This window comes from Nucisporomicrobium flavum (assembly GCF_016464385.1).
Lineage (GTDB): Bacteria > Actinomycetota > Actinomycetes > Mycobacteriales > Micromonosporaceae > Actinoplanes > Actinoplanes flavus_A.
In genome coordinates, this window is the sequence record NZ_JADMLH010000009.1 from 172069 (window position 1) to 185620 (window position 13552).

Consider the following 13552-nt stretch of genomic DNA (forward strand, 5'->3'; position numbering starts at 1 on the left):
ACGTGCCGCCGCGCCGTGCTAACGCGAGACCTGGATCCCGACGGTGTCGGACGTGATGCTGTCGAGGCTGACCTGCAGGCCGCCGACGTCCACCGCCTGCTGCCCCTTCGTGAGCTGCACCTGCTCCCCGGCTACCTCGAGGGTCACCGTGTTCTGGTCGGCGCTGATGAACTTCGCCTCGACGCCGAGCACGCTCGCGCTGGCGTTGACGCTGCGGTCGATCGTGACCGTGCACTGGTCCAGTCCGCAGGAGACGTCGTCGTTGCTGCAGCCGGCGAGCAGGCCGAGGCCGAGCGCGGCAGCGGTGAACAGGGCGGCGATACGGCGGGTTGCGGTGTTCATCACCTGCTCAAGGATACGGGGACCGCGCGAGCCTAGGCTTGCGCTCATGGACGTCACCGTGCAGGACAACCCCGGCCGCAACCGCTTCGAGCTCCTGCTGGACGGGGAGGTCGGCGGGTTCGCCGACTACCGGCGCCGCGACGGGGCCGTGGTGGTCGTGCACAGCGAGGTGGACCCCGCGCATCGGGGCAAGGGCCTCGGCGGCGAGCTCGCTCGCGGAACGCTGGACGCGTTCCGCGAGCGCGGCGAGAAGGTGGTGCCGGCCTGCGCCTTCTTCGCCCGGTACGTCGCGGACCACCCGGAGTACGGCGACATCGTCGCCGGCTGAGCGGCGCCTCAGGCGGCGAGCGCCTGCTCGACCCGGTCCGGCACGGCCGCCCCGGCGATGATCTCGGCCGCGGCCCGGCCGCAGGCGCGGGTGGCGCCGTGCGTCGCCAGGTGCAGCCCGCCGGCCACGGAGATCGGTACGCCCATCTCGACCACGATCGTGTCGGGGCGTACGGCGAGGGTGCGGGCCAGCGCCTCGGCGACCCACGGGTGCCGGTGCGCGTCGCGGACCACCAGCACGAGCGGCCGGGCGCCGGCCCCGGTGAGCACCGGCGCCGCCGGGTCGGTCGCGCCGGCGAGGTCGTCGGCGGAGAGCCGTACGGACGTGGTCCCGGGCAGCAGCTCGGTCAGCGGCGCGGCCACGCCCCACGGGGTCTCGGCGCCGATGGCGATGTTGCGGGGCGGCGCGAACTCGACGACGTGCGGGGCGTGCGTCAGCGGCAGGTCGGGGGCCTCGGCCGTGGTGGTTACCTTGACGGCGCGGCGGGCGGCGGCCTGGCCCACGACCGAGCCCGCGACGACGATCGCACCCCCGGCGGTGACAGCCGCCGCCCCGGCCGCGTCGGCGATGGCACGGGCGCCGACCGTGGTCTGCGTCTCGAGCGTCCAGGTGGCGAGGCGGCGTACCCGGGCCGCGGCGTCGCGCAGCCGCTCCTCGGACAGCTCGCCGTTGCGGACGGCGGCCACGATGGCGGCGCGGAGCCGCAGCGCGGTGCGCTCGTCGGCGTGGTCGCCGCCCACGCAGATCGCGTCGGCGCCGGCGGCGAGGGCCCGGACGGTGGCGCCCTCGAGCCCGTACTTGCGCCGGACGCCCTGCATCTCGATGCCGTCGGTCACGATGAGCCCGTCGAAGCCGAGTTCCTCGCGGAGCAGCCCGGTGAGGATGCGGCGGCTCAGGGTGGCCGGCAGCTCCGGGTCGTACGCCGGCACGAGCAGGTGCCCGGTCATGATCGACTGGACACCGGCCGCGATGGCGGCTCGGAACGGCACGAGCTCGCACTCCGCGAGGCGGGTGAGGTCGTGGTCGATGACCGGCACGTCGTGGTGGGAGTCGACGGCGGTGTCACCGTGCCCCGGGAAGTGCTTGGCGCAGGCGGCCACGCCGGCCTCCTGCAGCCCGCGGATCCAGGCCGCGCCATGGCGGGCCACGAGATCGGCCTCGGCGCCGAACGCCCGTACCCCGATGATCGGGTTGTCGGGGTTGCAGTTGACGTCGGTGTCCGGGGCGTAGTCGAGGGTGATGCCGGCCCGGGCGAGGTCCAGGCCCAGGTCGCGGGCGACGGCGCCGGTCACCTCAGGGTCGTCGATGGCACCGAGCGCCAGGTTGCCGGGGCGGGAACTGCCGTGCCGCGACTCGAAGCGGGTGACGTCGCCGGCTTCCTCGTCGATGGCCACGATGACGTCGGGCCGCTCGGCGCGCAGCTGGGCGGTCAGGGCCGCGACCTGCGCCGGGGATTCGACGTTGCGCGCGAACAGCGCCACGCCTCCGAGCCCTTCCGCCAGGCTGCGCCGCACCCAGTCGGGCACGGTGGTGCCGACGAATCCGGGCTGCAGTACCGTCGCGGCGAGTTCGGGCAGTTCGCCAGAATTCGGCATGAGTCCGCGTACCTCCGGTGACGATCAATACGCGCTCCGCGAGCGCGTCCCCCTGGTGAACCTTTTTCAACCTGACATCGAGCCCGACAGCGCCGGGCCGTTGCCCAGCGGCGGCCAGGCCGGCCCCGCCACGTTGAAAAAAGTTCAGCGATCAACCGACAACCGTCGTGGGTGCGGCGACGACCTATGGTCACCCACATCCCGGTTTCAGTCAACAAACCTTTCTATTAAGTGTACTTAAAGTCATGGGAGCGCGCCCGTGCCGGTAGGCTCCGGGGCGTGCTGCAGCCCCTGGGCGCCTCCGGCGTCGACTGGTCCGAGGTCCACGCCGTCCGGCTCCTGGGCGTCGCGCTCGGCGCGCTGATCCTCTTCTGGGCCATCAAGAGGATGTTCGGCGGCAAGTAGCGGGGGTATCCGACCGCCATGCGAATCGGATATTTCCTGTCCAGCGAGGAGTACAGCCCCGCCGAGCTGATCGAGCAGGCGAAGGGCGCGGAACGGGCCGGTTTCTCGGCCCTGTGGATCTCCGACCACTACCACCCGTGGGTCGACGCGCAGGGCCAGAGCGCGTTCGTCTGGTCGTCCATCGGCGCCCTCAGCCAGGCCTGCAGCCTGCCCATCACCACGGCGGTCACCTGCCCGACCGTCCGCATCCACCCGGCCGTCATCGCCCAGGCCGCCGCCACCAGCGCGGTGTTCACCGGCGGGAAGTTCCGGCTCGGGGTCGGCACCGGCGAGGCCCTCAACGAGCACATCTTCGGCGACGCGTGGCCCGAGGCCGACGTCCGCCTGGAGATGCTCGAGGAGGCCGTCGAGATCATGCGGGAGCTGTGGAAGGGCGGCAATGTCTCCTACCGCGGCAAGCACTACACGGTCGAGAACGCGCGGATCTACACGCTGCCCGAGAAGCCCGTCGAGATCCTGGTGTCCGGCTTCGGCCCCAAGGCCATCGAGGTCGCCGCGCGCATCGGCGAGGGGTACATCCACGTCAGCCCCGACGGCGACGCGGTGAAGCAGTTCCGCTCCGCCGGCGGCGGCGACCGGGTCTGCCAGGCCGGCTTCAAGGCGGCGTACGCGGCCAGCGAGGAGGAGGGCGCGCGGATCGCGTACGAGAAGTGGCCCAACGCCGGCGTGCCCGGGGAGCTGTCCCAGGTGCTGCCTTCGCCGAAGCACTTCGAGCAGGCGTCCCAGCTCGTCACCCAGGACATGATCAAGGAGTCGTTCGTCTGCGGCAACGACCCGCAGGCGCACCTCGACATGATCGACCAGTACGCGAAGGCCGGCTTCGACGAGGTCTACGTGGCCAACACCGGCCCCCACTACCAGGGCCTGTTCGACCTCTACGCCGAGCACATCCTGCCCAAGCATGCTTAGCGTTTCACCCGGGCGGCCGCGGGGCACAATGGCCGCTCGATGAAGATCCCCGTCTACGGGCCACGGCTGCGCAGGGTCGCCCGCAAGCACTTCGGATGGCCGTCCCTGCGCCCCGGCCAGTTCAAACCGATGCGCGCCGTGCTCCGGCGCAAGGACGCCCTGGTCGTGCTGCCCACCGGCGCCGGCAAGTCGGCGATCTACCAGATCCCGGCGGTCCTGCTGCCCGGGCCGACAGTGGTGATCTCACCGCTGCTGGCCCTGCAGCAGGACCAGATCGCCGCGCTCAACGCGTCCGGCGACCCGAAGACGCGGGCCGTGCGGGTCAGCTCCGCCGAGACCCCGGCGCAGCAGCGCGAGGCCATCCGCGAGATCGAGGAGGGCCGGGCGGAGTTCCTGTTCATCACGCCCGAGCAGCTCAGCGACCCGGAGCGGCTGGCCGAGGTGCGCGCGCTGCGGCCCGGGCTGGTCGCCATCGACGAGGCGCACTGCATCTCGGCGTGGGGCCACGACTTCCGCCCGGACTACCTGCAGATCGGCCATCTGATCAAGGGCATCGGCCGGCCGCCGGTGCTGGCGCTGACCGCGACGGCGTCTCCCCCGGTCCGCGACGACATCATCGAGCGGCTCAACCTGCACAAGCCCGAGATCCACGTCTCCGGGCTGGACCGCAGGAACCTGTTCCTCGAGGTGGCGTACTGCCCGGACGAGGACTACCGCTGGCGGCGGCTGACCGCGCTGCTCGACGAGGCGCCGCGGCCCGGCATCATCTACGTGGCGACCCGCCGGGCCGCCGAGGAGCTGGCCGAGCGGCTGAACCAGGCCGGGTATTCCGCGGACTTCTACCACGGCGGCATGGCGGCCGGCGCGCGCGAGCAGCGGCACGAGGACTTCACCGCCGACAAGGTCGACATCATGGTGGCGACCTCCGCGTTCGGCATGGGCATCGACAAGGCCAACATCCGCTGGGTCGCCCACGTCGCGCTGCCCGACTCCCCGGACAGCTACTTCCAGGAGATCGGCCGGATGGGCCGCGACGGCGAACCGGCCCGCGCGCTGCTGCTGTGGCGCGCCGAGGACGAGGGCATCCAGCGGTTCTTCTCCGGTGGCAGCCCGGACGTCACCGAGCTGCGCGAGCTCGCCGCCGCCCTGCGCGCCGGCCCGGCCACCAAGACCGCCCTCAAGGACAAGACCGGCCTCGGCCCGCGCAAACTCGGCCAGTTCCTGGGCTTGCTCGAACAGGTCGGCGCCGCGAAGGCCGGTGACGGCAACAACTGGACCGTGCCGCGTTACGCCCCGCTGCCCGCGAAGGCGGCCGAACGGGCGCTCGCCGAGTACGAGCGCCAGCAGACCGTGCAGCGCTCGCGCACCGACATGATGCGCGCCTTCGCCCAGGCCCGCGCCTGCCGCACGATGACGCTGCTGGCGTACTTCGGCGAGGAGACGAAGAAGCCCTGCGGCCACTGCGACAACTGCGTCGACGGCGTGGCCGAGGAGGTCGAGGAGGCGACGGGCGATGTGCCGTTCGCCGTGCACAGCACCGTACGGCACGCCGAGTGGGGTCCCGGCATGGTGATGGGCTACGAGGAGGACCGGGTGACGGTTCTGTTCGAGGAGGTGGGTTACAAGACCCTCTCCGTACCCGTCGTCGAGGAGAATGCTCTGCTGGTCCCCGAGAACCCGAAGTGAAGTGAGGAATTCCGTGACGGACGAACCGTTGTACGCCCAGTTCGGCTTCACCGACGCCGAGTGGGGCCTGCTCGTCGGCCTGCCCCAGTCGGTGCTGACCGCCGCGAGCGCGGCCACCCCCGACAGCGCCCGGAAGACGCGGCAGGAGACCGCGGCCGGGCTCGACCAGATCTCCGACGCCCGGGGCTCGGCGAGCCCGCTGGTGACCGCGGTCGCCGGCGCGGTGCTGGACGCCACCGGCGACCCGGACCTCGGCGAGGAGATGCCGGCGATCGAGCCCGCCGACCCGGCCGGCTACGTGCGCGACGTCATCGCCCGGGCGGCAGAGGCGTCGGCGCTGCTGGCCGCCAAGGCTCAGCCGTCCGACGCCGAGACGTACAAGCACTGGCTCGTGGAAATCGCCGAGAGCGTGGTCGGCGCCGCCTCCACCGGCGGCGTGCTGGGCATCGGCGGCGACCAGGTGACCGAGAGCGAGCGCGCCTTCCGCGACGACCTCGCGAAGGCTCTCGCGAGCTGACCTCGCGCGGCGGGGCGTGCCGGTGCCAAGCTGGGGCATGGTCGACGAGTACGTCCACGCCCGGCCGTCGGCGCCGCTGCGCCCCCACGTGGGCCGGTATTCCGGCTATCGGCAGGCCGGCGTCGCCGCGGGCACGCATCGCGGCCTGCCCTCGCCGTACCTGACGCTGATCTTCACGATCGACGACCCGCTGGTGGTCGCCGGCCATCCCGACCCGCGCCAGCCACCCGGCCGCTACGACGCGCTGGTCGGCGGGCTGCACGTGACGCCCGCGACGATCACCCACGACGGCTTCCAGTCGGGCGTACAGGTGGCGCTGCATCCGCTGGCCTGCCGCGACCTGCTCGGCATGCCGGCCGGCGAACTGGCCGGCGTCGACGTCGACGCGGCTGCCGTGCTCGGCGACGAGACGGTGGACCGGGTCCGGGAAGGGTTGCGGGCGGCGCGCGGCTGGGCGCAGCGGTTCGCCGTGGTCGACGCCGAGCTGCGGCGCCGGCTCCGGCGCGGAACCGCGCACCCGGATGTCGCGTACGCCTTCGACCGCCTGCTGGACACCGGCGGCCGGGTGAGCGTCGCCACCCTGGCCGCGGAGACCGGGTGGGGCGCGCGCCATCTCACCCACCTGTTCCGGGCGGAGACCGGGCTCGGCCTCAAGGCGGCCGCCCGGGTGGTGCGCTTCGACCGGGCACGGCGCCGGCTGCGTCCCGGTGTGCGGCTGGCGAGCGTGGCCGCCGAGGCCGGCTACTACGACCAGGCGCACCTCGCGCGGGAGTTCCACGCCTTCGCCGGCTGCCCGCCGTCGCAGTGGATGGCCGAGGAGATCGGTTTCGTCCAAGCCGCGGAGCCGGCCGGCGACCACCATGGCACCCATGACTGATCCGACGACGCCACCCCCGCAGGTGTGGCCCACGCTGCGGGCGCGCGACGCCCGCGCCCTCATCCGCTTCCTCGTCGACGCGTTCGGGTTCGAGGAGACCGTCGTGCACGGCGACGGCGGCCGGGTCGAGCACGCCCAGCTGAGCTGGCCCGAGGGCGGCGGCATCATGCTCGGCTCGCAGCGCGACGAGGCCGGCGACAAGTGGCCGCTGCGACCGGGCACCTTCGGCTGCTATGTCGTCAGCGACCACGTCGACGCCGTGCACGAGCGCGCGGTCAAGGCGGGCGCGGAGATCCTGCGGGAGCCGTACGACACCGATTACGGGTCGCACGACTTCGCCGCCCGCGATCCCGAGGGCAACCTCTGGCAGTTCGGCACCTACCGCGGTGAGCCGCGGAAGACCTGACCGTTTCCCAGCAGGCCCAGTTCGAAGGCGGCGGCCACTGCCGCCGCGCGGTCGCGGACCCCGAGCTTCGCGTACGCGTGCAGCAGGTGCGTCTTCACCGTGGCCTCGCTGATGAACAGCCGCGACGCGGCCTCCTTGTTGGAGCACCCCTGCGCGATGAGCCCCAGCACCTCCAGCTCGCGCTGGCTGAGCGGCTCGCGGGCGGGTGAGCGCAGCTCGCCCATGAGCCGGCCGGCCACCGCCGGGGAGAGCACCGACTCGCCCCGGTGCGCCGCCGCGACCGCCCGGAACAGCTCCTCGCGCGGTGTGTCCTTCAGCAGGTAGCCGGTCGCCCCCGCCTTGATCGCCGGCAGCACGTCGCTGTCCGTGTCGTACGTCGTCAGCACCAGCACCCGCGCGGCGAAGCCCTGCTCCCGCAGCGCCCGGATCGTGGTGACGCCGTCCATGCCGGGCATCCGCAGGTCCATGAGCACCACGTCCGGCTCGATCGCGCGGGCCACGGCCAGCGCCTCGGTGCCGTCGGCCGCCTCGCCGCACACCTCGAAGCGGTCGTCGCCGGCGAACATGCCGCGCAGGCCGTCGCGGACCACCGGGTGGTCGTCGACGACCAGCAGCCGGATCACGCGGCGGCGCCCAGGTGGATCGCCGGGACGCAGGCCGAGATCGCCGTGCCCGCGCCGGGCTCCGACTCGATCTCCAGGGTGCCGGCGATGCGGTGGACGCGTTCCCGCATGGCCCGCAGGCCGTAGCCGCCCTCGTACGCCACCTCGCGCGGCACCTGCGGGTCGAAGCCGGTGCCGTCGTCGCGCACGTCGAGCGTCACGAGATCCTCCATGTAGGACAGGGTGAGCGCCACCCGGCCGGCCTCGGCGTGCCGGGCCACGTTGGCGAGCGCCTCCTGCGCGGTCCGCAGCAGCGTCGCCTCGATCTCCGGGAGCAGCGGGTGGGCCGTACCGGTGGTGATGATCTGGGCCGGGACGCCGTGCCGCGCCGACCAGCCGTCCACCACCTCGGCGAGCGCGTCCGGCAGCGTGGCCGCGTCCAGCGGCCGGGGCCGCAGCGCCTGCACCGACCGGCGCGCCTCGGCGAGGCTGTCCCGGGCGAGCTGCTTCGCCGTGTCCAGGTGCCGCCGCCGGTCGACCGGGCGCTGTTCGGCCTGGCCGGCGGCCTCGAGCTGGGTGACGATGCCGGTCAGCCCCTGGGCCAGCACGTCGTGGATCTCCCCGGCGAGGCGCTGGCGTTCGTCGAGGACGCCGGCCTCGCGGGCCTGGACGAGCAGTTGGGCGTGCAGGCCGGCGTTCTCGGCGAGCGCGGTGGCGAGCTTGTCGTTCGCCTCCTCGAGCTGCGCGACGACCTCGGCGCGGCGGGCGTGGTGGTCGTTGGTCACGATGGACAGATAGGTCATCGCGGTGCCGATCGTGATGTTGATGGCGATGAAGACCGCGAGCGTCGCCCACTGATCCGGATCGGTGAACGCGGTGAAGCCGCCCACCTGGGAGACCGCCGTCCAGATGCCGACGGACGCCGCGCCGGCCAGCCGCCACCGGCCGTGCAGGTAGAGGACGTTCAGGTAGCCCGTCCAGGCGAAGAAGCCGTACAGCGGGTTGGTCCAGACGAGCGCGGCGGTCAGCACGATGAAGCCGATGAAGTACCCCGCCATCGTGCGCCGGCGGTTCTCCCACTGTGGATGCAGCGTGGTGAACCAGAGCAGCCACGCGGCGGTCACCACGGCGGCCGCGAACGACACCGCGAGCGGCTGCCGCGTCAGGTCGGGCTCGTTGCGCCCGAGCACCACGAGCAGCGTCGAGGTCGCGAGGGCCACGTACGGCAGCAGCCGCAGCCGCTGGTCGAGGCGCGTACGCCAGCCCCGCGAGACCCGCCTCAGGACGTTCCGGTCCACCAGCATCGTCGTCCTACTCCCAGCGGAAGAGCCTGGCGGCGGCGAAGCCGAACACCACCATGTACGCCACCAGTACGGTAAGCGATCCCCACGACGGCCACGACCCGCTCATCGCCGCGGCCACCGCCTTCTCCCCCGCACCCAGCGGGGTGAGATCGCTGATCCGCCGCAGCACCTCGGGAAACGCCTCGCGCGGCGTCCAGAGGCCGGCGAAGAACATCGTCGGGAAGAACAGCACCGAGCCGATCGCGTTGGCGGCCTTGCCCGACGGCGCCACCGCCGCGACGAGCAGCCCGATGGCCAGCGCGGCCCCGGCCGTGAGCAGGAAGGCCAGCAGGAAGCCCGCCGGTCTGCGAGGCAACGGCACGTCGAAGCCCAGCCGCCCGACGAGCAGGACCAGCCCGATCGACACGACGGCCGTCAGCATGCTCACCACCAGCTGCGCCCCGAGCAGGGCGACCGGCGGCGCGGGTGTCGTGGCCAGCCGCCGCAGAATCCCCCGTTCCCGGTACGTGGCGAGCACCGCCGGCGCGACCTGCAGCGCCAGCATCGCGACGGTGAGGATGACGGCGATGCCCACGTACAGGTCGATGACGCGCCGGCCGCCGATGTCCGGGTTGGACTCACGGAACGCCGGCACGCAGCCGAGGATCACCACCAGCACCGACGGGAAGATCAGGCCCCAGAACACCAGCATCGGCTCGCGCAGGTAGAGCCGCAGCTCGGAGCGGGTCAGCTTGGCGAAGACGGTCATGGCTCAGGCCTCCTCGGCGGCGCGGCCGGTCAGCCGGACGAACGCGTCGTCCAGGCTGGCCTGCTCGACGCGCAGGTCGTTGGCGATGATCTCGTGCGCGGCGAGGGCGGCGGTGACCACCTGCAGGACATTGCCGTGGCCCACCACCTCGACCTGCGGGCCGTGCCGCACGACCTCCCGGACCCCGTCCAGCCCGGTCAGCAGCTCGTCGGCGACGGGTACGGACGGCCGGAAGCGGATGCGCTGCTCGGCCGACACCCGCGCGACGAGCCCGGCCGGGGTGTCCAGCGCGACGACCGCGCCGGAGTCGATCACGGCGAGCCGGTCGCAGAGCCGCTCCGCCTCCTCCATGAAGTGCGTGACCAGCACGATGGTGACGCCGCGGTCCCGGACCCCGGCGATGAGCTCCCAGGTGTCGCGGCGCGCCTGCGGGTCGAGCCCGGTGGTGAGCTCGTCGAGGATCGCGATCCGCGGATTGCCGACGAGCGCCAGCGCGATGGACAGCCGCTGCTTCTGGCCGCCGGACAGCTTGGCGTACCGCTCCCCCAGCTTGCCGGAAAGCCCGAGGTCGGCGGCGAGTTGCCGCCAGTCGGCAGGCTGCGGGTAGAACGCGGACCAGAGCTCGAGGGCCTCCCGTACGGTCAGCTTGTCGGGTAGCGAGCTCTCCTGCAGTTGCACCCCGACCGACTGACGCAGCTGCGGGTCGCGGGGCTCGCAACCGAGCACGCTGACCGTGCCGCCGTCGGGCGTACGCAGGCCCGCGAGGCACTCGACCGTGGTGGTCTTGCCGGCGCCGTTCGGGCCGAGGATGCCGAAGATCTCCCCGGCCTCGACGGTGAACGAGACGTCCGCGACCGCGACCGTGCCGCCGTACCGTTTGCTGAGGTGCTTGACGTCGATGACTGGCATGCATCGAGCGTCACAGCCGCCCCCCGGTCACCGGATCGACCGGCGGGCGACTGCTGCGATCCACCAGTTGGTGGATGCGGCTTACGCCACTGCCTCCGCCTCCGCCTCGCTGCTGCGGCGCCCGGAGACGGCCGAGTAGACCGAGCCGAGCTGCGAGGCGACGCGCTTCCACGAATACGCCTGGCGGGCACGGTCCAGTGCCGCCGTCGCGTACGCGAATCGCCGGACCTTGTCGTTGACCAGGCGGCGCAGCGCGCCGCCGAGCGCGCGCGGGTCGCGGGCCGGCACCAGGTCGCCGGTCAGGCCGTCGACGACCGTCTCGTTGAGGCCGCCGATGGCCGTGCCCACGACCGGCACGCCGCAGGCCATCGCCTCCAGCGGCGCGAGCTCGAACTGCTCCCGCCAGGGCGCCGCCACGAGCAGGTCGGCCGAGCGGTACCAGCGCGGCATGTCCTCGGCCGGCACGGCCCCGACGAGCTTCACCCGGTCGGCGACCTTGAACTGCTCGGCCATCGCCCGCAGCTTCTTGGCGTGCGGGTCGGAGGCCAGCTGCTGGGCCGTCGGGCCACCCACGACGACACACTCGGCGCCGGGCACGTACCGCATGGCCTGGATGACGTCGCCGAAGCCCTTGTGCTCGACGAGGCGCCCCACCGACAGGATCCGCGGCCGCTCGGGATCACGCTCGGCGACCGGGCCGTCCGGGGTGAACCGGTCGCTGTCGACGCCGGCCGGGACCACGGTCAGCAGGGCCCGCGGCACGCCGAGGCGGACAAGCCCGAGCGCCTCGTCCTGGGTCTGCGCCACGACCTTGTCGACCGCGCGGCCGAGGGCACGCTCGTAGCCGGTCCGCGAGGCGCCGCCGGCCGCCTCACCCTGGCCGAGCTCGTGGAACGACTGCACGACCGGGATGCCGACCTGCCGCGCGGCGGTCACGGCCGCGAGACCGCTGGTCCAGAAGTGGGCGTGCGCGACGTCGGGCAGCCAGTCGGCGTCGCGCCACTCGGTACGCAGCCACTGGGCGAAGTCGCCCATGTGCGGCAGCAGCGTCTCGATGGGCAGCGACCTGGCCGGGCCGGCCGGCACGTGCACGACGCGGACGCCGTCACTGAGCGCCACGATGGCGGGCAGGTCCGGGTTGTCGCGGCGGGTGTAGACACGGACGTCATGCCCGAGCGAGGCGAGCGCGGCGGACAGCTCGGCGACGTGTCTCTGCTGGGCGCCGGCGGCGGCGTCGCCCGTGGGCAACGGGCTCGCATGCTCGGAGATCATGGCGATGCGCACGTGGTCCTCCTCCGACAGCTGGGTTCCGGGAGAAGACCGGAGTTGAGGCTGGCGATACGCCGAGCGTCTTGCCCACGGGCCGAAAGCGTAAACATGACGTGGGCGGGTATGTGCCGCTCGTGGCTATCGTGAAGCGTATCGTTCCCGCCCCGCCCGATCGCGTGTTCGCGGTTCTCGCGGACGGCTGGACCTACAGCGACTGGGTCGTGGGCACCGTGCACATCCGCGACGTCGACCCCGAGTGGCCGCAGCCCGGCGCGAAGCTGCACCACAAGGCGGGCCCGTGGCCGTTGTCGCTCAAGGAGAGCTCGCAGGTCGTGTCCTGCGTCCCCGACCGCGAGCTGACCATCATCGCGGGGCTGTGGCCGCTGGGCGAGGCGACGGTCAAGATCGAACTGGAGCCGGTGGACGGCGGCCGTACCCGGGTGACGATGTTCGAGACGTTCCGGGCCGGCCCGCTGCAGTGGATCCACACCAAGCTCAACGACCTCGTCCTGCACCGGCGCAACATCGAGTCGCTGCGACGTTTGTCCGACATCGCCACGCGGGAAAAGAGCCGTCCGTGACTCAGAACATCGTCATCACCGGAGCCAGCGCGGGGGTCGGCCGCGCCGTCGCCATCGCGTACGCCCGCCGCGGCGACCGGGTGGCCCTGCTCGCCCGGGGCCGCGCCGGACTGGAGGGCGCCTCGCTGGAGGCGCGTGCCGCCGGGGCCGCGGACGTGCGCACGTACCAGGTCGACGTGTCCGATGCCGACGCCGTGCAGGAGGCCGCCGACGACGTCGCCGCGGCCTGGGGCGGCATCGACGTCTGGATCAACGACGCGATGACCTCGGTGTTCGCGCCGGTCTGGGAGATCAGCCCGGCCGAGTTCCGCCGCGTCACCGAGGTCAACTACCTCGGTACGGTGCACGGCACGCTGGCCGCCCTGCGCCACATGCGCCCCGCCGGGCACGGCCGGATCGTGCAGATCGGGTCGGCGCTGGCGTACCGGGGCATCCCGCTGCAGGCGCCGTACTGCGCGTCGAAACACGCCATCCAGGGCTTCAACGACTCGGTCCGCGCGGAGCTGCTGCACGACGGCAACAAGGTCCAGCTGTCGATGGTCCAGATGCCGGCCATCAACACCCCCCAGTTCTCCTGGGTACGCACCCGCCTGCCCAACCACCCTCAGCCGGTGCCGCCCATCTACCAGCCCGAGGTGGTCGCCACGGCCGTGCTCTGGGCCGCGGACAAGGGCAAGCGCGAGGTCAACGTGGGTGGTCCCACCCTCAAGACCCGCCTCGGCAACATCGTCGCGCCCGGCTTCCTGGACCGGTACCTGTCCAACGACAAGCGCGGCTACCAGGGCCAGCAGACCGGCGAGAAGATCGACCTGTCGACCTGGCAGGACAACGTCGACAAGCCGCTCGACGAGGACCGCGACTTCGGCGCCCACGGCGTCTTCGACGACCAGAGCCGGACCAGCTCGTTCGCGCTCTGGCTGACCATGCACAAGCCGCTGGTCACCGGGGTGCTCTCCGCGGGCCTCGGGATGGCCGCCGCCGGCTTCCTGCGCCGCCGCTGACCTGCTCCGTGCC

General features: G+C 72.6%; 16 protein-coding genes. 9 read left to right on the forward strand and 7 right to left on the reverse strand.

The window, feature by feature from the left end; genetic code table 11:
- Nucleotides 1-18: 18 nt before the first annotated feature.
- On the reverse strand, nt 19-342 hold the full coding sequence (locus tag IT780_RS22505; RefSeq protein ID WP_199513754.1) for a hypothetical protein: 324 nt from the start codon (nt 340-342) through the stop codon (nt 19-21).
- Nucleotides 343-388: 46 nt separating this feature from the next.
- On the opposite strand from IT780_RS22505, the gene IT780_RS22510 reads away from it, so the two are divergent.
- Entirely contained in the window at nt 389-670 is a 282-nt protein-coding gene (locus tag IT780_RS22510; RefSeq protein ID WP_199513597.1) for a GNAT family N-acetyltransferase, read from the forward strand.
- Between the two features lie 8 nt (nt 671-678).
- Here the strand turns inward: IT780_RS22510 and IT780_RS22515 are convergent, their stop codons facing one another.
- Complete coding sequence (locus tag IT780_RS22515; RefSeq protein ID WP_199513598.1) at nt 679-2265, reverse strand: glycoside hydrolase family 3 protein; 1587 nt, start codon at nt 2263-2265, stop codon at nt 679-681.
- A 279-nt stretch (nt 2266-2544) separates the two neighbouring features.
- Between IT780_RS22515 and IT780_RS42755 the strand changes: the two genes are divergently transcribed.
- From IT780_RS42755 to IT780_RS22540, 6 genes are read left to right on the forward strand one after another with little or no spacing between them, the layout of a single operon-like run.
- Entirely contained in the window at nt 2545-2670 is a 126-nt protein-coding gene (locus tag IT780_RS42755; protein ID WP_267910127.1) for a hypothetical protein, read from the forward strand.
- An 18-nt stretch (nt 2671-2688) separates the two neighbouring features.
- Complete coding sequence (locus IT780_RS22520; RefSeq protein ID WP_199513599.1) at nt 2689-3639, forward strand: TIGR03557 family F420-dependent LLM class oxidoreductase; 951 nt, start codon at nt 2689-2691, stop codon at nt 3637-3639.
- A 39-nt stretch (nt 3640-3678) separates the two neighbouring features.
- Nucleotides 3679-5325 carry a RecQ family ATP-dependent DNA helicase gene (locus IT780_RS22525; protein WP_199513600.1) on the forward strand — a complete coding sequence of 549 codons (1647 nt, stop codon included), beginning with the start codon at nt 3679-3681 and terminating at the stop codon, nt 5323-5325.
- A 13-nt stretch (nt 5326-5338) separates the two neighbouring features.
- Nucleotides 5339-5842, forward strand: a complete 504-nt coding sequence (locus IT780_RS22530; protein ID WP_199513601.1) for a hypothetical protein — start codon at nt 5339-5341, stop codon at nt 5840-5842.
- A gap of 37 nt (nt 5843-5879) precedes the next feature.
- Complete coding sequence (locus IT780_RS22535) at nt 5880-6719, forward strand: helix-turn-helix domain-containing protein (protein ID WP_199513602.1); 840 nt, start codon at nt 5880-5882, stop codon at nt 6717-6719.
- The gene (locus IT780_RS22540; protein ID WP_199513603.1) at nt 6712-7125 is read left to right on the forward strand and encodes a VOC family protein; all 414 of its coding nucleotides are present in this window, start codon (nt 6712-6714) and stop codon (nt 7123-7125) included. The genes IT780_RS22535 and IT780_RS22540 overlap by 8 nt, the downstream gene beginning before the upstream one ends.
- Here the strand turns inward: IT780_RS22540 and IT780_RS22545 are convergent.
- The 5 genes from IT780_RS22545 to IT780_RS22565 all read right to left on the reverse strand — a co-directional run bounded on the left by IT780_RS22545 (nt 7098) and on the right by IT780_RS22565 (nt 11972).
- On the reverse strand, nt 7098-7748 hold the full coding sequence (locus tag IT780_RS22545) for a response regulator (RefSeq protein ID WP_199513604.1): 651 nt from the start codon (nt 7746-7748) through the stop codon (nt 7098-7100). The genes IT780_RS22540 and IT780_RS22545 overlap by 28 nt on opposite strands.
- Nucleotides 7745-9031, reverse strand: coding sequence for a sensor histidine kinase (locus IT780_RS22550; protein WP_199513605.1), 1287 nt, complete (start codon nt 9029-9031; stop codon nt 7745-7747). The genes IT780_RS22545 and IT780_RS22550 overlap by 4 nt, the downstream gene beginning before the upstream one ends.
- A 7-nt stretch (nt 9032-9038) precedes the next feature.
- Nucleotides 9039-9779, reverse strand: coding sequence for an ABC transporter permease (locus IT780_RS22555; protein ID WP_199513606.1), 741 nt, complete (start codon nt 9777-9779; stop codon nt 9039-9041).
- Between the two features lie 3 nt (nt 9780-9782).
- Nucleotides 9783-10688, reverse strand: a complete 906-nt coding sequence (locus tag IT780_RS22560) for an ABC transporter ATP-binding protein (protein ID WP_199513607.1) — start codon at nt 10686-10688, stop codon at nt 9783-9785.
- Between the two features lie 81 nt (nt 10689-10769).
- A complete protein-coding gene (locus IT780_RS22565; protein ID WP_199513608.1) occupies nt 10770-11972 on the reverse strand; it encodes a glycosyltransferase in 1203 nt (400 codons plus the stop codon).
- 128 nt (nt 11973-12100) lie between these two features.
- On the opposite strand from IT780_RS22565, the gene IT780_RS22570 reads away from it, so the two are divergent.
- Together IT780_RS22570 and IT780_RS22575 are read left to right on the forward strand one after the other, a co-directional pair.
- Nucleotides 12101-12538 carry an SRPBCC family protein gene (locus IT780_RS22570; RefSeq protein WP_307831316.1) on the forward strand — a complete coding sequence of 146 codons (438 nt, stop codon included), beginning with the start codon at nt 12101-12103 and terminating at the stop codon, nt 12536-12538.
- The gene (locus tag IT780_RS22575; protein ID WP_199513610.1) at nt 12535-13539 is read left to right on the forward strand and encodes an SDR family oxidoreductase; all 1005 of its coding nucleotides are present in this window, start codon (nt 12535-12537) and stop codon (nt 13537-13539) included. The genes IT780_RS22570 and IT780_RS22575 overlap by 4 nt, the downstream gene beginning before the upstream one ends.
- The last annotated feature ends 13 nt before the right edge of the window (nt 13540-13552 follow it).

What these genes read in the sequence shown, in the direction of transcription:
- IT780_RS22550 (WP_199513605.1), bottom strand. Translation starts at nt 9,031, where the DNA reads ATGCTGGTGGACCGGAACGTCCTGAGGCGGGTCTCGCGGGGCTGGCGT.
- IT780_RS22555 (WP_199513606.1), bottom strand. Translation starts at nt 9,779, where the DNA reads ATGACCGTCTTCGCCAAGCTGACCCGCTCCGAGCTGCGGCTCTACCTG.
- IT780_RS22515 (WP_199513598.1), bottom strand. Translation starts at nt 2,265, where the DNA reads ATGCCGAATTCTGGCGAACTGCCCGAACTCGCCGCGACGGTACTGCAG.
- IT780_RS22560 (WP_199513607.1), bottom strand. Translation starts at nt 10,688, where the DNA reads ATGCCAGTCATCGACGTCAAGCACCTCAGCAAACGGTACGGCGGCACG.
- IT780_RS22520 (WP_199513599.1), top strand. Translation starts at nt 2,689, where the DNA reads ATGCGAATCGGATATTTCCTGTCCAGCGAGGAGTACAGCCCCGCCGAG.
- IT780_RS22535 (WP_199513602.1), top strand. Translation starts at nt 5,880, where the DNA reads ATGGTCGACGAGTACGTCCACGCCCGGCCGTCGGCGCCGCTGCGCCCC.
- IT780_RS22505 (WP_199513754.1), bottom strand. Translation starts at nt 342, where the DNA reads ATGAACACCGCAACCCGCCGTATCGCCGCCCTGTTCACCGCTGCCGCG.
- IT780_RS22510 (WP_199513597.1), top strand. Translation starts at nt 389, where the DNA reads ATGGACGTCACCGTGCAGGACAACCCCGGCCGCAACCGCTTCGAGCTC.
- IT780_RS22540 (WP_199513603.1), top strand. Translation starts at nt 6,712, where the DNA reads ATGACTGATCCGACGACGCCACCCCCGCAGGTGTGGCCCACGCTGCGG.
- IT780_RS22525 (WP_199513600.1), top strand. Translation starts at nt 3,679, where the DNA reads ATGAAGATCCCCGTCTACGGGCCACGGCTGCGCAGGGTCGCCCGCAAG.